The organism is Paraburkholderia sp. Clong3 (assembly GCF_050436485.1).
GTDB lineage: Bacteria > Pseudomonadota > Gammaproteobacteria > Burkholderiales > Burkholderiaceae > Paraburkholderia > Paraburkholderia tuberum.
The window spans coordinates 491926-511398 of record NZ_JBNDMH010000001.1 but is presented as its reverse complement, the minus strand read 5'-3'; the positions used below and the strand labels follow the sequence as shown (position 1 = coordinate 511398).

14 protein-coding genes and 1 pseudogene are annotated in these 19473 nt (G+C 62.9%); 6 read left to right on the top strand and 9 right to left on the bottom strand.

Annotated features, from left to right (window positions below):
* Nucleotides 1–33: 33 nt before the first annotated feature.
* The 3 genes from OKW30_RS02555 (at nucleotide 34) to OKW30_RS02545 (ending at nucleotide 6174) form a co-directional block, all read left to right on the top strand.
* Nucleotides 34–2367 carry a type VI secretion system Vgr family protein gene (locus OKW30_RS02555; RefSeq protein ID WP_429345873.1) on the top strand — a complete coding sequence of 778 codons (2334 nt, stop codon included), beginning with the start codon at nucleotides 34–36 and terminating at the stop codon, nucleotides 2365–2367.
* A gap of 89 nt (nucleotides 2368–2456) precedes the next feature.
* On the top strand, nucleotides 2457–2723 hold the full coding sequence (locus tag OKW30_RS02550; RefSeq protein WP_090810707.1) for a PAAR domain-containing protein: 267 nt from the start codon (nucleotides 2457–2459) through the stop codon (nucleotides 2721–2723).
* Nucleotides 2724–2739: 16 nt separating this feature from the next.
* Complete coding sequence (locus tag OKW30_RS02545) at nucleotides 2740–6174, top strand: RHS repeat-associated core domain-containing protein (protein ID WP_429345872.1); 3435 nt, start codon at nucleotides 2740–2742, stop codon at nucleotides 6172–6174.
* On the opposite strand, the gene OKW30_RS02540 is transcribed toward OKW30_RS02545, so the two are convergent.
* The 8 genes and pseudogenes from OKW30_RS02540 to OKW30_RS02505 form a co-directional block, all read right to left on the bottom strand.
* Nucleotides 6079–7482: a GlcNAc-transferase family protein gene (locus OKW30_RS02540; RefSeq protein WP_429345871.1), complete on the bottom strand. Its 1404-nt coding sequence runs from the start codon at nucleotides 7480–7482 to the stop codon at nucleotides 6079–6081. The two genes, OKW30_RS02545 and OKW30_RS02540, sit on opposite strands and share 96 nt — an antisense overlap.
* Nucleotides 7483–7523: 41 nt before the next feature.
* Entirely contained in the window at nucleotides 7524–8540 is a 1017-nt protein-coding gene (locus OKW30_RS02535) for a fimbrial protein (protein ID WP_429345870.1), read from the bottom strand.
* A gap of 72 nt (nucleotides 8541–8612) precedes the next feature.
* Nucleotides 8613–9675, bottom strand: a pseudogene (locus OKW30_RS02530) (ImpA family type VI secretion system protein).
* Nucleotides 9672–10739 carry a type VI secretion system baseplate subunit TssG gene (gene tssG, locus OKW30_RS02525; protein WP_090811834.1) on the bottom strand — a complete coding sequence of 356 codons (1068 nt, stop codon included), beginning with the start codon at nucleotides 10737–10739 and terminating at the stop codon, nucleotides 9672–9674. Before tssG ends, OKW30_RS02530 begins: the two are co-directional and overlap by 4 nt.
* Nucleotides 10740–10741: 2 nt before the next feature.
* Nucleotides 10742–12622: a type VI secretion system baseplate subunit TssF gene (gene tssF, locus OKW30_RS02520; RefSeq protein WP_429345869.1), complete on the bottom strand. Its 1881-nt coding sequence runs from the start codon at nucleotides 12620–12622 to the stop codon at nucleotides 10742–10744.
* 1 nt (nucleotide 12623) lies between these two features.
* Complete coding sequence (tssE, locus tag OKW30_RS02515; protein WP_429345868.1) at nucleotides 12624–13142, bottom strand: type VI secretion system baseplate subunit TssE; 519 nt, start codon at nucleotides 13140–13142, stop codon at nucleotides 12624–12626.
* The gene (locus OKW30_RS02510; RefSeq protein ID WP_429345867.1) at nucleotides 13139–13975 is read right to left on the bottom strand and encodes a type VI secretion system accessory protein TagJ; all 837 of its coding nucleotides are present in this window, start codon (nucleotides 13973–13975) and stop codon (nucleotides 13139–13141) included. The genes tssE and OKW30_RS02510 overlap by 4 nt, the downstream gene beginning before the upstream one ends.
* Nucleotides 13959–14576 (bottom strand): TagK domain-containing protein, encoded by a 618-nt coding sequence (locus OKW30_RS02505; RefSeq protein WP_429345866.1) that lies wholly within the window; start codon nucleotides 14574–14576, stop codon nucleotides 13959–13961. The genes OKW30_RS02510 and OKW30_RS02505 overlap by 17 nt, the downstream gene beginning before the upstream one ends.
* Before the next feature lie 614 nt (nucleotides 14577–15190).
* On the opposite strand from OKW30_RS02505, the gene tssH reads away from it, so the two are divergent.
* Nucleotides 15191–17878: a type VI secretion system ATPase TssH gene (gene tssH / locus OKW30_RS02500; protein WP_429345865.1), complete on the top strand. Its 2688-nt coding sequence runs from the start codon at nucleotides 15191–15193 to the stop codon at nucleotides 17876–17878.
* Between the two features lie 82 nt (nucleotides 17879–17960).
* Here the strand turns inward: tssH and OKW30_RS02495 are convergent, their stop codons facing one another.
* Nucleotides 17961–18176 (bottom strand): hypothetical protein, encoded by a 216-nt coding sequence (locus tag OKW30_RS02495; protein ID WP_187616464.1) that lies wholly within the window; start codon nucleotides 18174–18176, stop codon nucleotides 17961–17963.
* Nucleotides 18177–18421: 245 nt separating this feature from the next.
* On the opposite strand from OKW30_RS02495, the gene OKW30_RS02490 reads away from it, so the two are divergent.
* Both OKW30_RS02490 and OKW30_RS02485 read left to right on the top strand, forming a co-directional pair.
* Complete coding sequence (locus OKW30_RS02490; RefSeq protein ID WP_429345864.1) at nucleotides 18422–18805, top strand: SHOCT domain-containing protein; 384 nt, start codon at nucleotides 18422–18424, stop codon at nucleotides 18803–18805.
* A 106-nt stretch (nucleotides 18806–18911) separates the two neighbouring features.
* Nucleotides 18912–19466 carry a hypothetical protein gene (locus OKW30_RS02485; RefSeq protein WP_409258981.1) on the top strand — a complete coding sequence of 185 codons (555 nt, stop codon included), beginning with the start codon at nucleotides 18912–18914 and terminating at the stop codon, nucleotides 19464–19466.
* The last annotated feature ends 7 nt before the right edge of the window (nucleotides 19467–19473 follow it).

The window sequence follows — 19473 nt, the reverse complement described above, 5'->3', positions numbered from 1 at the left end:
CGTCTTTTCGATATAGAGAATTTAGAGGAGTGCATGTCAAGTAATCCCTTGAACGCGATAAGTGTGCAAAGCCGCTCAGTGACCGTATCCAGCGCGGCGATACCGCGGTGGCCGGGGCAGACCGCGGACGGACAGACGCAGCCGGCGCTGGAGTTCATGTCATTGAACGGCGACGAGCATCTCGGCAAGCTGTTTGAGTACGAACTGCTGTTGCGCACGCCTGACGATTACACGGTACCGCTTGCCGTCAGTGCCAACCTCGACCTGAAGGCGCTGCTAGGCAAGGAAATGACCGTCGCGATCGACCTCCAGCCGAGCGCCGACACCGAAGCATGTCAGCGCGAAATCACCGGACTCGTCGTCGCCGCGCAATACCTGCGTCGGGAAGGCCGCTACAACGTCTATCGTGTCGTGCTGAAGCCGTGGCTGTGGCTGGCGACCCTGACGACCGACTACAAGATTTTCCAGAACAGGACGGTCATCGAGATCATCGACGAGGTGCTGAAGGACTATCCGTACCCGGTCGAAAAGCGCCTCGACGTGAGCCGCTATGCGCTCGAGGGTGAGAGTCCGACCAACGAACCGCGCGCGTTCCAGGTCCAGTACGGCGAGACCGATTACGACTTCATTCATCGCCTGATGGAAGAGTGGGGCATCTACTGGTTTTTCGAGCATGCCGACGGCAAGCACCGGCTCGTGCTGTGCGATCACATTGGCGCGCACCGCCACTCGCCGAACCCGTCATACCGGACACTGGCGTTCCAACCGCAGGGCGGCAAGACCGACACCGAATACATCAGCGCGTTTTCGACGGCCGAAGTCTTGTGCACCGGTCACTACGTGACGAGCGACTTCGACTTCACGCGTTCGCGCGCCGACATGCGGGCGATCAATCAGCAACCGCGCGACACCAGCTGGAACCTGCTCGAGCGCTACGACTGGCCGGGCGACTACACCGACAGCAGCCACGGTGAACTGCTGGCGCGTACGCGCATGGAAGCACTGCGCGCGCCGGGTACGCGAGCGAAGGGCGAAGGTAACGTGCGGGGACTCGCGTGCGGGCAGACGTTCGTGTTGACCAACTACGACTATACGGCCGCGAACTGCGAATACCTCGTCATCGGTACAAAGCTCGACCTGACCGGTACGCCGGACGAATCGGGTAGCGGCTACGAATACACCTGCAGCAACAAGTTCGACGTGCAACCGACAAGCGAAGTGTTCAGACTGCCGCGGGAGACCTCGAAGCCGGTCGTCAACGGGCCGCAGTCGGCTGTCGTCGTGGGTCCCGAGGGCAAGGAACTGTGGACCGACGAATTCGGCCGCGTGAAGGTCCGCTTCGTCTGGGACCGTTACGGCCAAAACGTCGAAACCGACTCCTGCTGGGTCCGTGTGAGCCAGGCGTGGGCCGGTCAGGGTTTCGGTGGTATCTACATTCCGCGCATCGGCCAGGAAGTCATCGTCGACTTCTGGAACGGCGACCCGGATCGTCCGCTGATCACCGGGAGCCTGTACAACGCGGCGACGCGTCCGCCCTATGACTTGCCAGGCAACGCGACGCAGAGCGGTTTCATGAGCCGGTCGATGGAAGGGGGCCTGCAGAACTACAACAGCATCCGCTTCGAGGACAAGGCGGGTGCCGAGGAATTCACGTTGCAGGCGGAACGGGACATGAACCGCCTGACGAAGCTGAATGAGTCACACGTCGTCGGTGCCGACTACACGATCGGCGTGGCCGCGGCGCACAGCATGACCGTCGGGGCGACGTCCAGCACGATCGTCGGCGGCAAGTACTCGGTAAGGGTGAAGGGTGTTTCCTTCTATTCCGTGAGTCTTGCACACTTTGTCTCGATTGGCGGGGCGGAGGAAACCGCGGTTGGGGGTGCCTCCCTTCTGACGGTGGGCGGTGCACGTACGGTCACGGTTGGTGGCGCGTCGACGCACGCGGTAGGCGGAGCCTATTCGCTGTCGGCCGGGGGGGCGCTGTCTATCGTGTGCGGCAAGTCGTCGCTGACCATGAACAAGCATGGCGAGATCAAGCTCATTGGTAAGTCGATCCGCATCCAGGGTGACACCCGTGTCGTGGTGCAAGGCACGCCGCTGGACCTTAACCCCGGTGACAAGGTATGCGGCAGCGCAGTGACGGTGCCAGTTCCTGTAGTGGTGCTCGATGCGCTGGACGTTCCAGTTATTCCGCCACCTCCATCGGACGAGCCGCTTCCGACGATAGATCCGCTGCCGACGGAAGAACCACGGCCGTCGGAAGAGCCGCCGCCATCGGAAGAGCCGGCGCCATCGGAAGAGCCGGCACCGTCGGAGGAGCCGCCGCCGTCCGAAGAGCCGCCGAAAACCGGCATTGACATATAACAGCGTATTTCGCAATACCGTGCAGACGGCGAATGCCTTCGCACATCGCCCTGCACGGACGTTCAGTTTCCATGAGGAGAAAATCGATCATGTTTCCAGCGGCTCGCAAAGGCGATGCGATCGGACATGGCGGTTCGATCGTCTCGGGTTCCCCGACGGTCTTCATCAATCGATTGCCTGCGGCGCTCGTCGGTATGAGCTCTGCCGTTTGCGCGCTGCACCCGTGCTCGCAAGCTGTGGTCGCGGGTTCGGGTACGGTGTTGATCAACAACGTGCCGGCGGCATTGGTTGGCGGCAAGGTTTCGTGTGGCGCGCCGTGTTCCGCTGGCTCGCCAGACGTGCGCATCGGTTCATGATGACGATGGGGGCCATGTGACGACGGGAGTCGCGGGAATCGGCGGCGAGCTGGTCGGCTTGCCCGGCGTCGTATTGCCCCTCGCCAGTGTCGGACCGTTGCTCGATCGCTGTGAGCGGCTCGGCGACGTCGTCGACCGCTTTCGGACGCGTCGTGCGCTGTCGGGCATTCTGTGCGGCTCGGTCGAGGTAATCAGCGGCAGCAAAATCTGCCTACCTACCGACGAAACCGACTTCAGGCTGCGAGGCCGTCTTCCGCTCGTATGGTCGCGTTGTTATTCGAGCGAGCAGCACGCGCTCGGGCTGCTCGGCGTCGGTTGGCGCACGAGTTGGGAAGTCACGCTGCACAAGCGGGACGATCGACTGCTCTACACCGACGAATACGGCAGCACGCTCAGCGTGCCGTTTCCCGAGCGCGGGTCGCAGGTGATTGCGTCGGCTGCGCAGTTGCACATCGCGCATCTGAGCGACGGACGCCTCGTCGTCGCGGATCTGACGCCGCATTACCGCGTGTTCGGCGACTTCGACGCGAACGGAATCGCACGGCTCAAATACGTCGAGGATCTTCGTCAGCAGCGGATCGGCCTGATCTGGGACGCCGGTGGGCGCTTGCTGCGCATGCGTGGAACCTGCGGCCACGAGCTGCGCATGCACTACGAAGCGCGGATGGGCGCGCGTCTGAGCGCTGTCGAGTGTGTCGACGGCGGTCCCACCGGCGCGCTGGTCCAGTACGGCTACAGCCAGCGCGGCGAACTCACCGAGGTACGCAACCGGGTCGGCGAAATCGTGCGTCGCTTTGCATACCGCGATGGGCGGATCGTCGAAGAAGCAGACGCGCTCGGAATGGCGACACGCTATGTGTGGCAGACGATCGGCGGCGCCGCGCGGGTGATTCGACGAGTCACGTCAGAAGGCGCGCGTGAGCGCTTCGCCTACGACTTCGATAGCCGGACCAGTGAGGTCAGCGACGTCTTCGGCAACAGGGCGCATTGGCAATACGACGAGCAGGGCCGCGTGCTGTCGCACACAGACTTCGACGACCGGCGCTACCGGTTCGACTACGGCGACGCCGTCGCGCCGCTCACCATGCAACTGCCCGGCGAGCGGGTGGTTCACGTCGAATACGACGGGCTCGGACGCGTCGCGTGTGAGACGGATCTCCAGGGCGCAACCCGCTCGACGCAGTATGCGTTTGCGTCACGCGAGCCCGTGTCAGTCGCGTTGAGCGATGGCCGTGTGTGGATGTGGGCACGCAACGATCGCTTGCAGCCGTTGCACTATCAAACCCCGTCTGGAGAATTCACGCGTTTCGAATATGGTGACGATGGCGATGTCGTGTGCTCGACGGATGCGCAGGGGGTCGCCACGACCTTCGCGCATAACGCGTGGGGGCAGGTGACACGTCGCACCGGAGTTGGCGGAAGCACGACGGATTACGAGTATGACGTCAATGGTTACGTAGTCAGTGTGACCGACGCGCTCGGCGCGGTCACGCGAATCGAGCGCGATGGGCTCGGCCGACCGTTGACCATCACGCGTCCGGACGGACAGGCCGAGCGTCATGTGTGGAATGCGGCTGGCCAGCGGACGTCGTTCGTCGGCCCGAGTGACCGAAGCCGGCACTGGTATCGAGACCGGCGCGGCAATGTCGTACGCGCGGTTGACGAAGAGGGGCACGTGATCGTGCGTCGATACGATGCGCATGGGCGCCCGGTTCGAATCGAAAGCGCGAACGGCGCGGTGCAGTTGCTTCGGTGGAATGCGAGCAGTTGCCTGTCGATCACGGATGCCGATGGCGTGGAACGCAACTTCGACTATGCGAATACCGGGCAGGTCCGTTGTCTCACGTGGCAGGCGGGCGCGCAACAGCGTCGCGAAACGTTCGACTACGACCGCGCGGGCCGTCTGATCCGGCGTGAGACCGCGCACAACCGCTATATGTATCGCTACGGGCCGCGCGGATTGCTCGACTGCGTGAGCCGCGAGCCAACACGAGAAGGCGAGCTACTCGGAATCGGAGCGGATGAGATCCGCTTCGAACACGACGCCGGTGACCGTCTGATCGCCGAGCACGGCGCAAACGGCACACTGCGCTACACGTACGACGTCGTTGGCCGCCTTGTCGCGATTCAGCTGCCACAGGGGCAGGAGTTGCGTATGCGTCGCTTCGAAACTGGCGCTGTCGCGTTCGTCGAACTGGACGATCGACAGATTGCGCGCTTCTGGTATGACGCGATGAGGCGTCCGGTTGCGCGCACGCAAGGCCGTTTGCGCACGCATACGGGCTATTCGCCGCTCGGCTTGCCGGTGTGGTGGCGTTCGGTGACGGGGCGCGACGTGGATACGCCGGGCTGCGCGACAGAACCTGTCGCCGGATTGTGGCGCGAAGCCGATTACAGTCTCGCTGACGTGATCGTCAGAACGGGCGCCGAGGCCGACGGTCAGACGTGGTACGACTACGACCGGCGTGGCTGTCTGTTGCGCTCGGTGTCGGAGAAGGGGGACATCGAGTATTTCACGTGGGACGCCGCTGGCAATCTGCTCGATACGCCTGGCGGCAGCTGGTTCCCGGCCGCGTATCCCGACCACCGGTTACGGGAATGCCGCGGACATCGTTATGACTATGATGTGTGGGGGCAATTGGTGCGTAGGCGTGGCCGCAACCATACGCTAACGCTCGATTGGGATGCGGAGGGGCACGTCATCGCCGCGCATCGCAAGGGCTATACCGTGCGCTATCAGTATGACGCGATCGGTCGGCGTATCGGCAGGCGTGTCGAACCCGCTTCGTCACGGCGCGCGCAGCAGTCATCGACGCCGGAACAGGACGAGGTCACGCGCTATTTGTGGCAAGGACACAGACTGATCCAGCAGCAGCGCGCGATGGAACTGCGCACGTACCTGTATCAACCCGAGCCCGACCGCTCAACCGGCTTCGCGCCGCTCGCTTGCGTGGACCAGACCCTCACCGATGATGGCGCGATCAAGAACACGCAGGTCTATCACTATCACACTGACGTCGCCGGTACGGCCGTCGCGCTCACGGATGAGACCGGCCAGGTGGCATGGCGCGGGCGTTACCGGGCGTGGGGCAGTCTCGTGACGCCGGAGTGGCCAAGCAGCGACGCGTTTGCGCAGCCGCTTCGTTATGCCGGCCAATACGCGGACGATGAAACCACGCTGTACTACAACGGTGCGCGTTTTTATGATCCTCACGCGGGCCGCTACATCAGCCCCGATCGCAACGGCGAAGGCGGAGCCAGTCCGTATCGCTACGCGCCGAATCCGCTGACGTGGTGCAGTCCTGTCGGCCGCGCGACGCCGGAGGCGTTTCCGTGCGTCGTCGTTGCGGATGCGTCATGCATCGATGGCGCACCGGACCCGGCTCAATACCTTGCCGGCGTCGTCGAACAACTCCACGACGTAGCAGGCTGGGAGCTGGCCAAGTTCTGATTCGAAAATCACATGGAAGTCGAGCCAGCCGTTTTTCCGGTATCGGGAAAGACCGCTGCCGTCGACGGTCTCGCGGCGCAGTACCGTCTCGTCGTTGCCGTAAATCACGACGGTGACTGACGTCGCGGCCCGCAGCGCGTGCTCGACGCCGGGCGTGACCAGATGCCTGTCGAATCCATTCTGATGTACGCACACACGGACGTCGTTTGCGCGTAGCAGAGAAGCTTTCCATGTCGCTTCGTCGGGACGTTGCGTGCCCCCGACTGGTGGAACATCATTCAATACCGACTGCTGGACACCGCGCCACTTGAAGCCGATGCCCGCGTAGGCTTCGTAATCGGCGAGCGTGCGTTCCGCTCCGAGTCCATACTTGCCGAACTCAACGTCAGCCACCGTTTCTCCGTCGATACCGAGCAGAGCACGATTGCGCTGCAACGAGCGCTCGTTGCGCTCGTGCCAGGGCTCGTCGATTTCACCCCGTTCCTTGGCCTCGTGATTGTGGTCGTTCCACATCTTGACGCGGTATGAGCGCAGATATTCGTGCCAACCGATCAGCCTGTGCGGACTGTACAGGTCATAGCCGTGGGTGAACGCACGGACGGCAAGCGAAATCTCCTCGCCGTGAAAGAAATAGTCAGGATCGTGCTGGACCGCCTGGGCAAAGTGACCGTCGGCAAATGCGAAGTGCGCGCTGAAGAAGCGCGAACGGACCGGGCGAATGCGCGTTCTCCAGTCGGAGAGTGTCTTCAAGCGAAACAGGACCACCCCTTCCCTGGAAAACCTTGCATAGGCCAATATCCCCGGCTCGTCGCTGGATCGAGCGTCGTCGTTCTCGGGGTCGTACATCGGAAGGTAGGCGGTCAGCACGGGTTTCGGACTTGCATCGCGTAAAGACTCCAGCATCTCGATTGCGAGCGTGTCCCATGCGTCGACGAAGCGGTGGTGCGAATCGAGTTGCAGCGTGTAGCGCTCGCCGCCGTATCGCTGTTGGACCAGATTGCGAGCCCAGCATGCGCCCTGCGTCATCATGTGGGGCACGTCGATCAATTCGATTTTCGCTTCACGATGACTGAGATGTTGGATGGTCCAACTGTCGGTCTGCTCGGTTCGCCAATTGCCAAAGCCTTGCTGCCAGAATTGGATCATCGTCTCGTCGTGCGCATGCTGCCAGCAGACGATGATCCGTAGTAGATCAGGTTTTCTAGCTTTCTGGATCAAATCCAGCAGGGTGGGGATCAACTGCGGGTCGCGATAACTCGCGATTTGCACGAAGATCGAGTTCGGCGGTGTGACGGATAACTGGGTCATGCGCGTTGATTCTGGTGGACCTTCGTCGTTGAATAGTCGATTCAAAGAATGGTCATCGTGACTGTTGCGGTTGCCTGGATCCTGCCTGCGCTCGGCGTTGCTGTTCCGACGCGCAGCACCGTCGCCTCGAGTGCAAACGGCGATTGCATCGCGCCCTGCGGTGTGTGGACGAGGGTGCTCGTCGGATCGTTGGGCCTGAAGATTGTGTTGGTTGAAACATCCCGCAAACGAATCGCGAGATGCGTCGCGCCGATGTTCTTCAACAGGCTGCTATCTTCTGTATCGGGGGTTCCGGAAAGTACGGCAGTAATCGAAGCCGGTGGCGTGGGCCCGGTGCAGAGCACCGTAAAGTCGACTGGCTGGGTTGGCCCGCTTGTGGTCGACACATCGCTTGGGCCGAACGTGCCGAAATCGATGTTCAGTGTGCTGGTATTGACCGAGCAACTTGGAAGAACCTTGACGTTGATGCTGCCGCCCGTGATGGTCACGACCCGAGTGCCGTCACCCTCGGCGAAGCCGGCTCCCACGGTGTTGAGTATCACGTTGACGTTGCTTGCGATGTCGCCCGTTTTGACCAGTTCGATCTCGAATTGCGAGCCAATGCCGAAGCGCGCATAGATAACCTGATTGGGGTCGCCCGCGGGATAGGACGACGTAAACGGAAGTGGCGAGTTCACGCCGGTTGCACGAAGATAGGTCAAACGAAAGCCGATGCCTGGGACGTTCGTGTTATAGACGGTAGCCCCCAATACAACGGACGGCGTTGCGTTGGAATACTGCATTGATATCGTGCCCCCGTCGGTGCAGGCCGCGAAGTTCGCATAGGTCGCGTACGCCGGCGACAAGCCCGTGGCGATCACTGAGCCGACCGGTAACGCCGGATCGATCGATACCGAGCTTTCCCGGAACGGTATGTTGACCGCTAATGGTTGTCCCGCGATGTAGCCTTGAGACAGCAGTTCGGAAATTTGCGAAGGCTTCAACTGGATGCAGGTGGCGAACGCGAAATGGGGTATCGCGAAGCAAACCAGGATAAGAAAATGAATGAGTCTTTTCATTGGAAGTTGTTGGTTGACCGGCGGACTGAATGGGCTGACAGCGGGGAAAGTCGCACATGCGCGCACGTCGCCTCAACTGTCGGCTACGTCCCATTTAGCGAGTAAATCGGCGGGAATGATATGGGCGAGTTCTGAAAACCGTTTGCCCACCATTCGTTCCGATTGGCGCAGCAAAACAATGACAGGACTGCTCGGTTCGTTTTGCTCGAACCACATGCGTGTTTCCTGAATGGCTGCGAGCGCGCTCCAGCGATCCATTGGAGAAGGCGCAGTGATTGGCAGATCGGTCGGCGCGTCGGACTGCGGTAGCGTCGCCGTAGCCACGATCGCCGACGCCGATCCACGCACGCTGTCGTTGTCCTGCTCGTTGACGGCTCGGGCGGGCGCTGGCGCGGACCCGCCGCCGCCCACCCGATGCTGCGCGAATGGCTCCAGCGCTCGGGACAACGCGCCGAGATCGGGCGCGTCGGCGTCGAGCATCTCATCGCACCATGCGGCAATGCGCTGCGTCAGACACTGCGCTTCGACTAGTGCGGCCATTGCCGCGTCGCGTCGGCCCCACAATTCCTTGAGCAACCGGGCGACGGATTCAGGGGCGAGCGCGTCCTTCTGGCGCGGCGTCGCGAATGATTTTTCGATATCGCGCAAATGCAGTTGAAGTCCCGCGGCCCTCGGCATCGGGATGTCGCGCGCATCGGCCAGCGGGCCATCCGGTTCGACGAGTCCACCGATCGCGTTGGCGAACATCGCCGGGTCTCGCTCGCCTTCGAACACGGGCAGCGGGTGGAGCGCTTCGCCATAGCATTCGAGCATCGCCATCAGCAATGCCAGTCCGTCGCGCAGGCCAGCCGCGCCGTCGAGCCGCGGTTCGGCAACGCAGCAGGATCACCGCGAGGCGGATGTCTTTTGTCCGCAGCAGCAGCGCGCGGCAGTCGCGTTCAATGTCGGCCCAATTGGCCGTTGGCGGCACGTCGACGAAGTCGCCGTACTGCGCTTCGGCGCGTGGGGCCGCGGCCGCCTGCAGCATCACGAAGGCCGGATCGTATTCGAGATCGGGACCGCAAGGCGCGTGTGCGGAGACCGGTTCGAGCAGATCGGCGTAGCGCAGCACGACGGCGGGAGTGTTGGCGTTCATGCGAGGGAACTCCGGGGTCGGTCGTTGTACTGTTCAGGTTCGAAAACCATGCCGACGACCGGCAGGTCGTCGAGGGAATCACCGAGCCACGTCGAGTAGCCGAGTCTCTGCGACGTGCCGATGCAGGCGGGTGGCGCCGCGCGGGGGTTGACGAGCAGCTTGACCTCCCACGCGTATTCGTGGCCGACGAAGGCTCGCACCCATTCGACGAACGTCGGCAAGTCCTCGCCGTGCGGCGTGAGGCGCAAATACTGATCGAGGTCGAGCGGACCCACGACGAGCCGGAACTTGTGTTGCCGGTCGGGAATTGCCTCGCCCAGCTGTGCGCATTCACCGATGATCGCCGCGGGCCCCGGCACCCCGAGCCTCGTATGTTCCGATGCGCACAGATGGATCCAGTGCGGCACGAATTCTTCGATCGTCATCGGAACACCGAAGTAATGCGAGAGCGTCGCCGCGATGCCGTGCGGAGTTCGCGCCTCGCGCACGAGGTGCGCCGCCGCGCTGTAGCGCGAGTGCGTGGGCAGACAGGACTGCTCCGCCTCGGCCGGGTCGACGCCGATCAGACTGGCGACGTAGAACGAAAACGTTTCGTCGCCGGCACGGTCGAGCGACGCGGTGGCTTGCCCCGATGCCCACGCGCGATAAAACTGCGACAGCGCGCGGTGATGGAACAGATCGACCAGCCCGACGAGCGCATGATCCTGGTGGCTTTCCACACGACTGTGAGCCAGCTCCGTCATATGCAGCGGCAGCGGCCCCTGCGGCCCCCACAGGCCGAGCCCGAACAGCCGCACGTCGAGGCGACCGTCTCGCATGCCGAGCGACGCGATTTCGCGTGGCGCAAACGCCAGAGTGGGTTGCTGACCGATCCGGAACGGCTCTTCTTGCGGCAGACTCGCGGTGCCCGGCAACGGCATCAGCGGGTCGCGCGCGGCGATAGCCCGCAGCAGGCTCAGGAAGCCGGACTGCCACGGCGTGTCCGGATCGAACCACGCGTCGAGCGATTGCGGATCGAGCGATGATCGCGTTGGCGCGACGGCGCTCGCCATTGCCCCATCCATGCTCATACCGCTCCGCGGCCGCCCATGCGTGGCCGCCATTGGGTGATCAGGCCACGTTGCATCGAACGAAGTTCGGTTTCGGTGAACACGTTGATCGAGACGTGGCGCGCGAGGTAATGCTCGAGCACGAGGCCGAGCAGATACGGGCTGACGCCTGAGAAGCCGGTTTCGTCGACCGTCAGTTCGCAGCGCACGCCACGCCCATACACGAGTAGTCCGTCGCCCGGCAGACGCCGGACCACCGGTTCAGTGCGTGCGCCGACGAGTGCCTCGATCTGCCGTGCCTGTTCGCGCTCGCCTGGGGCGATGAAGAGGCCGAGCATGTTGCGCAGCGCCTGGCCGCCGTCGCCGTGGTCGAGTTCGGCGAGCGGCATGTAGTTGAAGCTCAGCTGCCTGATCAGACGCCACGCCGTTTCACCGCTCGCGTACGGCGCGCGCGGCGCGCTCGGTGCATGCACGAGGCGCACGCCCTCGATCGGCACGGAGTCCGACATCGTGAGGTCGGTTTTGCCGTTACGCGGAATCAGGCGCGGCAGGTCACGGTTCGTGACCCACGCTTCGACCGACAGGTAGCGGATGTCGTCAGCGTACGGCGCCTCCGCCTGATCGACGAGCGACACGTAGACCTCGGTCCCGATATACGGCGTACGGGTGCCGTACTTGCGTGCATTGGCCGACAGCGCGCGCTGCTCACGGCGCACCGAAAAATAGCGGCCGTGGTTGCCCACGTCGCTATGCAGCGTCTGATAAAGCGGATTGAACTCGACTTCGAGCGATGTTTGCGCGCGCTGACCGAATACGCGCGATACCGAAAAAATCTCGTAGTCGAGCGGCCGGGTGCGGTCGGCGAGCAGATGAAAATCGGTTTGCGCGCGATTGATTTCGACGCGGTCGGTGCGCTTGCGAAACAGGTTGATGACCGGCGTACAGAACAGCAGGAAACGCGCTGCGTCGACGTGCGCGGCCAGCTCTTCCGGCAGGCGGTCGAGCAGCAGCACGACCTCGGCCTCCTTGCTGTCCACGCGCGCGAGACCCGCCGCGAGCTGCGTCAGCGCAAAGAAATAGAAGCGCTGGCGGCATGCGAAGTATTCCTGAAGCAGGTTGTGGCCGTGAAACGTATTCCACGTGAGCGGCAGCAGACCCTGTTGCGCTTGCAGACCTTCAAATTCGACCGGTGTTTTCGCGACCACGTGCCCTTCGTCTCTCGACGCGCCGTACGCGCGCACGACGGAGGCGACGCTACCGGCGTGGATCAGCTCGAACAGATGCGAAGCGATACGTTCGTCGCCACCGATGTAAATGGGCAGCCGGTCGAAGTCTGTCATCTGGTTGAACTTCACTTCGCCTGTTGTGCGCAGGCGCAGCCGTAACGCGCCGCGCAATTGCAGGTGCGGCAACAGATGGCGATCGGTGTCGGGGATATCCGGCGGCACGGCGCTGAGCCGGGCTTCAGCGATCTCGATAGGCCATAGCGTGACGTCCTGGCTGCTGCGGAATTCGCACGCGGTTTGCTCGCCGGGCGGGATCGCCGAGCGCAGCATGCTTTGCCGGGGCACCTTCAGCCCTCTCGTGAAATCGCCTTCGCGCAGGCTCGGACGCAATTGCGCGACGGCGATCGACGGCGTCGGCGCGACATAGTTCGGATAGACCACTTCGAGCAGGCGCTGCGTAAAGCGCGGAAATTCGGCGTCGAGTTTGATCTGCGTGCGCGCCGACATGAAGCAAAACGCCTCGATGAGCCGCTCAACGTAGGGGTCGGCAACGTCGATGCCCTCCATGCCAAGGCGGCGCGCGATTTTCGGGTGCTGGGCGGCGAACTCGCCGGCCATTTCCCGCATGTAGGTCAGTTCGCGGCTGTAGTAGTCGAGAAATCGTGGGTCCATGTCAACTTCCCTTGCCGGAGCCCAGCTCGAACGCGACGTGATTCATTTCGATGTCGAATGCACTCTGGATGCGAAATTCCAGTGGATAGGGCGACCAGCGCATGAGGCCATGAATCTCGAACTCGAGCTGGTTGTAACGTACCGGGTTCTTGCTATTGAGCGGCCGGATGCGCAGCGACTCCGGAATCAGCCGCGGCTCGAAGCGAACGATCGCGTTGCGGACCATCTTCTCGACGGTTTCCCAGTTGCGACTGGTGAGGTAGCTACCGGACAACGCGGGAATGCCGTAATTGACGACCGACGCGGCTAGCATGGGGTAGCGCGCGATGTCCATTTCGTCGTCCAGGTTCGTCGTGTTGAGCAGCAGGCCGAGATCACGCTGGATGATGCGGCGCATGCCTTCGCTGTTGGGCGCATAGGCCTCCGGCCGCTCGCTGTGGCGCGCGGGCGCATCGTCGAGCAGGCGGTCGATCAGCGACGGCATGTAGGCTTGCCGGTGTCGCGCGTCGGACGTGGTCATACGTGCTCGTCGTGATTGAACCGCAATTCGCCGATGTCGAGCAGGCCGACGTCGCCCTTGTCGGTGCTCCAGGTTTTCTGGCCGAGCGCGATCACGCCGGTTTCCCCTACGTCTTTCCAGGTAGTTTCGCGCGAGAGCCGGGTGGCGGCGGGACCACTTTCCGAGCCTGGATAGCGCACCGGCAGGTAGCCGCGCAGGATAGTCGCGTCGCGTAGGCCCACGACGGCCGAGCGCCAGACGAGGTCGGTCAGCGCGGTGACCGGGCCGAGTGTCAGCGATTTCATCGAGTCGAACGGCACCCAGCGATACCCGCCCGCTACGGTCAGCTCACACACGGGGCCCAGCCGGCTATCGCTATCGGTCAGCCACTCGAATGCGCCGATCTGCGTGCTGTCGCCGCGCGTGGCCGGCGCGGCGTTCAACGCGGCGCCGCGCAGTTCGTCGGCGGCGGCGAGGTTGCCCTCGCCCAGCATGACGTTGGCTTGCAGCAGCGATTTCACCCACTCGGGCAGCGGATTGATCTCGCCCGGCGCGCGCTGACCCGCGAACACCTCGGCGCGGAACATCTCGCTGCGAATCAGCCCGCGATACATCTGGGCGCGCGATGTGCCTTCCGGCTCTAGCGTGGCCCAGGTTTGCAGCTGTTGTAACGCGCGTTTCCATTCGCCGTCGAGGCACAACAGCTCGAACAACAGCCAGCGTTCGCGCACGTTCGACGGATGCTTGCGCAGGTTGTCGATGGTTTGCTCCTTGAGTTCGCAGTAAGTCTGCGCGTCGAGCAGGCTGCGAAGTGTTGGCGAGTCCGACTTGGGCAGGTCAGCGGTTATTTTCATCTGAAAATTCAGGCTCTTCGTATTCGATCGATTCAGGCATGGCGATGTGGCTGTCCATACTGATCATGTGATGTTCTTCGCGCGCAAGCTGCGCGGTTCTGCTCGCACGGTGCGCGGGAATTCCGCGCGGCGCGAGCAGCGCGAGGATCTCGTGCGTTTCGTCCGCCTCGAAAATCTGCTCGGCACTGAACGAGTCAAGGCTATCGAGCAGGGTGTCGATGTTCTTCCCCTTCGTCAGCAGGTCGAACACCGACGCTTCAGCACGCGACGGATCGACAAGCTCGGCGAACGGATCGTGAGGTGAGCCGATGATCGACTCGCCGTGATCTTCGGCCGACGCCTTGGGCTCGTGCGCGTTGCCGCTCTCCTGGCTCAACAGCGCTTGACGATATTCCAGCGTGAGCGCGGCGAGCGGGTCCGCTGCGTCGATGTCGGCTGTCAGAAGCTTTGCCATGCCGTCGTGTGCGCCGGGTTCCGCTGGATTCGGTTCGCGCCGCAACTGCAGCGCATCGTTATCGTCCTCGTCGGCTAGTGCGATCAGGTCGCTGAAGTCGTCCGGCTGCATGAGCACGGGCTCGATCCGGTCCGCGGCAGAATTCACGCTCGACGGTGGTGCCTGGACAAAGTCTCCAGACGTATTCGCTATTTCGAGAGGCGGGTTCCGTAATAAATCGGGCATAGGCTGAAGGTCGGTATGCGTGCTCGGCCTAGCGCGAGGCGAACACTCCACGCCGGCGTGACTGTTCTCGCCTACGAAGGCCCGCTGGCTTGCCTCACTCATTTCCGACAGATCGATTCGCGAAACGGTTGGAGCGAGCCGGAAAGACTGGATCGTTCGTGCGAAGGTCCTGAGCGCGCTTGCTTCGAAGGGCGAATGGTCCCAGCGTGCGTGATATCCAGTCATGGCCTGACCGGTATGAAACGGCGAATGAGATTTGCCTGGAAAGCGCGCATTTGTAAAAACTCTCTCGCCGCAGAAATAAAAAAATCACCAACTGAAAATGTGGGTTGGCGCGTGGAAGATATGAATGCTACTTCGCGCTCCTTGAGCGGAATATGGGCGACGGCCCAAATACACGCAGCGATCGACCGGCTATCCTTTGTCGCTCGATCAGTCTGGCCGGCGCGCTTTTTCGGATACCTGCCCGCGGAGCGCGGGATGCCGACGCGAGGCCACGCCTTTCCGCTACAAACATCTTTACCTGCAACGTCATCATGTCCATTTCACGCCACGCGTTGTTCGGCAAGCTCGGCGCAACGCTCTTCAGGAGCATCGAATCCGCAACGGCGTTTTCCAAGCTGCGCGGCAACCCGTATATCGAGCTCGCGCACTGGCTGCACCAGTTGCTCGCGCAGTCTGATAGCGACCTGCACCGCATCGTCAGACACTGCGGCATCAGCCGCGAACTGCTCGAGCGGGACCTGCAGACCGCGCTTGCCGCGCTGCCGTCAGGCGCGAGCGCGCTCACGGATTTTTCGCATCACGTCGAGACGGCAATCGAGCGCGCGTGGGTGGTCGCGACGCTGGCATTCGGCGACGGTCGGATCCGCGGCGCATGGCTGATGGCGGCGCTTGTCGAGACGCCTGAGTTGCGGCGCTTGCTGCTGGCCATTTCGCCGGAATTCGGCAAGATTGCCGTCGACGGCCTTCACGATGCGTTGCCGGCGTGGATTGCCGGCTCCCCCGAAGCGGAGGACGCCCCGTACGACCAGAGTGACTTTTCGTCGGCGGTGCCGGGCGAGGCGTCCGGTGCGCTCGCTGCATCGGTGAAGGGCGCGGCACTCGCGCAGTTTTGCGCGGATCTGACCGCACGCGCGCGCGCCGGTGAAATCGATCCGGTGGTTGGGCGCGAAGTCGAGATTCGCACGATGATCGACGTGCTGTTGCGCCGGCGTCAGAACAATCCGTTGCTGACCGGTGACGCCGGGGTTGGCAAGACGGCGGTGGTCGAAGGACTCGCGCGCGCGATCGCGGCCGGCGAAGTCCCGCCGAAACTTGCCGACGTGCGGCTGTTGAGCCTCGACGTCGGTGCGCTGCTTGCCGGCGCGAGCATGAAGGGCGAGTTCGAGGCCCGGCTGAAGTCGGTACTCGAGGAGGCGGCGAAGTCGTCGGCGCCGGTCGTGCTGTTCGTCGATGAGATTCACACGCTGGTCGGCGCCGGCGGCCAGGCCGGCACCGGCGACGCGGCGAACCTGCTGAAACCGGCGCTCGCCCGCGGCACGTTGCGCACGATCGGCGCGACGACGTGGGCCGAGTACAAGCGGCACATCGAGAAGGACCCGGCGCTCACGCGGCGCTTTCAGGTGCTGCAGATCGCCGAGCCCGAGGAGCCGTCCGCGATCGATATGGTCCGCGGACTCGCGCGCACGCTCGCGAGCCATCATGGCGTCGTGGTTCTCGACGAAGCGATTCGCGCAGCCGTGACACTGTCGCATCGCTACATCCCGTCGCGTCAGTTGCCGGACAAGGCGATCAGCCTGCTCGACACCGCTTGCGCGCGCGTCGCGCTATCGCAGCATGCGCCGCCGCGCGAGTTGCAGCGGATACGCGAGCGCTTGCAAGCCGCGCGCGTCGAAGCCGAGCTGCTCGGTAACGAGGTGCGCATCGGGCTCGGCAGCGAGGCCGCGCTGGCCGACGTCAAGGCGACCATCGCGACGCTCGAGCTCGAGGAACGTGTTGTCGAAGCCGCCTGGCAGGCCCAGTCCGATGTGGCGAAGGCGCTGGCGCACGCGCGCGAGGTCGAAAGCGAGCGCGCCGCCGGACCCGAGGCCGAAGGGCGCGATCGCGCGGCGACCGCGCTGGAGACGTTGCGCGAGCTGGAGCGGACGTTATCGAACCTGCAGGCGGATACGCCATTCGTGTTCCCGGAAGTCGGCGAAGCGATCGTCGCCGACATCGTCTCTGACTGGACCGGTATTCCAGTCGGACGCATGATCACCGATGAGGTCAGCGCCGTTCAGGTGCTGCCCGCCACGCTGGCAGCGCGCGTGATCGGCCAGCCCGACGCGTTGCAGCAGATCGGCGAGCGCGTGCAGACGGCGCGCGCCGGGCTCGCGGACCCGCGCAAGCCACTCGGCGTTTTCCTGCTCGCGGGGCCGTCCGGCGTCGGCAAGACGGAAACCGCGCTCGCATTGGCGGAGGCGCTCTATGGCGGCGAGCAGAACCTCATCACGATCAACATGAGCGAGTACCAGGAGGCGCATACGGTCTCGGGACTCAAGGGCGCGCCGCCTGGCTACGTCGGGTACGGCGATGGCGGCGTGCTGACCGAAGCGGTGCGCCGACGTCCGTACTCGGTCGTGTTGCTCGACGAGATTGAAAAGGCGCACGGCGACGTGCACGAAATGTTCTACCAGGTGCTGGACAAGGGCTACATGGAAGACGGCGATGGTCGCTATATCGATTTCCGCAATACGACCATCCTGATGACCAGCAATGTCGGCTCCGATCTGACCGCGAGCCTATGCGCGGACGAAATGCTTGCGCCGGACTTTGACGGTCTGCGTTCCGCGCTTTCGACGGAATTGCTGAAGGCGTTTCCGGCCGCCTTCCTCGGACGCGTGACGCTGGTGCCATATCGTCCGCTGGGCTCGGATTCGCTCGCGCGGATCGTGCGTTTGCATCTCGATCGAGTCGTTCGGCGGATGGCGGACAACAACCGCATCGCGCTGAGTTATGCGGCGGAGGTGGTCGACTACATCGTCGGGCGCTGCCTCGTGCAGGAGACCGGTGCGCGTCTTTTGATCGGCTTTATCGAACAGCACGTGTTGCCGCGCCTCGCCCGGCAGTGGCTCGATGCGTTTGCAGCGAAAAGCGCGCTCACGCATATGACGATCGAGGTGACCGATCCAGCCGCGGCACCTGTTGAAGCGCTCGTGGTTCGGTCGTCCTGCCATGTGTAGTCGGCTTCGCACTCGGTGACCTGCATCGCGAATGACGAGTCGTTGATCGTGCAGCGGCGTGACGAGGCGCATAGCCGGCCGGTCAGGGGCTGCATGGATGCATCGCAAACGCCTCTTTTGGCATTTTTTTGCGGGCCAAAGCGCTGGTTTTTGACATCATTTTCACATATGCATGTTCAATGCCACGCGGCATGATCGCCACACCACCAGAAATCGTCAATCGAACGGAATCCTTAAAAATTGCTCGCGTTACACGATCGGGATAAGCTATAAAGACAAAAAGATCCGCATCATGCATTTGCGGCGCCCGAAGTGAGGAGCACAAATGAAAGACGTGACGAACAGCGGGTTTGCGGCTTTAAACGAGCCATTGAAACTCATGCATGTCTTTCATACAGTATGAATGCGCGTGCGCAATCGACATGCGGTCATGGTAGGTTTCGGCGCTGCCGTGCTGATCGTATGCGTCGTCCATAGCGGGGCAACCATAGGTCGAAATCCGTTAAGCCTTTCAATTGCAACCGGAATGACTGGAGAACAACAATGCTTTTCTTTAATGATGGTTTCACATTCCCGAATTTTCTGGCCGACGTTTTCTCCATCTTCATCTTTATCCTGTGGTTCTGGCTGTTGATCACGGTGTCGAGCGACCTGTTCCGCCGCCATGACGTGTCCGGATGGGGCAAGGTTCTGTGGGTGATTTTTCTCATCATCCTGCCGTATATCGGCATCTTCGCGTATCTGCTCACGCAGCATCGCGGCATGGCGGAACGCGATCAGGCGCGGGTCAAGCAGGTGCGCGAAGATCTGCGCAATGTGGTGGGCTTCAGTGTCGCCGACGAAATCGACAAGCTCGACAAGCTGAAAGCGTCCGGTTCAATTTCCGAGGAAGAGCACTCGCGTCTGCGCGCGAAGCTCGTGCAGTAAGCGTCGGTTACCTGACTGCAGCCATGGGCGAGCGGGCGCGCAGCCCGTGTCGCCTCGGCTTTTGCGCGGTGAGGGATCGTGCGATCGAACGTAACGGGAGGAACCCTTGCTTACCCGCCTCGCCCACGTTCGGAACGCTGCCGCGCGAACCGCGCGCGCGCCGCTGGCATTGCGCCGCGCCGCGCTCACGTGCGCGACGGCGTTGATGCTCGCGGCTTGCGCGCAACCGTGGCAGCAATTCCAGGCGGGTCAGGATCAAGCGGCGATCGTCGCCCGCATGGGTCCGCCGCGCGAAGTCTATGACCTGCCGGGGGGCGGCCGCCGACTGATGTGGCCGACCCAGCCGATGGGCTCGACCACCGTCGCCGCCGATATCGACGCTTCAGGCAAGATCGTGAACGTGCGTCAGGTCTTGCAGTTGAGCGAATTCAATCGCGCGGAAATCGGCAAATGGACGCGCGACGATGTGCTGGTCAATTTCGGCCGCCCCGTGCAAACGCAGTTCTTCCGGCTCTCGCAACGCGAAGTCTGGTCATACCGTTATATCGAAAGCAACATCCACCACATGCTGTTCAATTTCGCGTTCGACACCAACGGCGTGTTGCGCGAGACGCAGCGCACGCCCGATCCACTGCGAGATCGCGATTTGCGACGATTCTGAACTGCGA

Excerpts from the sequence above, each read along its gene's own strand:
- OKW30_RS02535 (WP_429345870.1), bottom strand. The coding sequence starts at position 8,540 with ATGAAAAGACTCATTCATTTTCTTATCCTGGTTTGCTTCGCGATACCC.
- OKW30_RS02510 (WP_429345867.1), bottom strand. The coding sequence starts at position 13,975 with ATGAAAATAACCGCTGACCTGCCCAAGTCGGACTCGCCAACACTTCGC.
- tssG (WP_090811834.1), bottom strand. The coding sequence starts at position 10,739 with ATGGATGGGGCAATGGCGAGCGCCGTCGCGCCAACGCGATCATCGCTC.
- tssF (WP_429345869.1), bottom strand. The coding sequence starts at position 12,622 with ATGGACCCACGATTTCTCGACTACTACAGCCGCGAACTGACCTACATG.
- OKW30_RS02495 (WP_187616464.1), bottom strand. The coding sequence starts at position 18,176 with ATGCATGATGCGGATCTTTTTGTCTTTATAGCTTATCCCGATCGTGTA.
- OKW30_RS02540 (WP_429345871.1), bottom strand. The coding sequence starts at position 7,482 with ATGACCCAGTTATCCGTCACACCGCCGAACTCGATCTTCGTGCAAATC.
- tssH (WP_429345865.1), top strand. The coding sequence starts at position 15,191 with ATGTCCATTTCACGCCACGCGTTGTTCGGCAAGCTCGGCGCAACGCTC.
- OKW30_RS02490 (WP_429345864.1), top strand. The coding sequence starts at position 18,422 with ATGCTTTTCTTTAATGATGGTTTCACATTCCCGAATTTTCTGGCCGAC.
- OKW30_RS02550 (WP_090810707.1), top strand. The coding sequence starts at position 2,457 with ATGTTTCCAGCGGCTCGCAAAGGCGATGCGATCGGACATGGCGGTTCG.
- OKW30_RS02555 (WP_429345873.1), top strand. The coding sequence starts at position 34 with ATGTCAAGTAATCCCTTGAACGCGATAAGTGTGCAAAGCCGCTCAGTG.
- tssE (WP_429345868.1), bottom strand. The coding sequence starts at position 13,142 with ATGACCACGTCCGACGCGCGACACCGGCAAGCCTACATGCCGTCGCTG.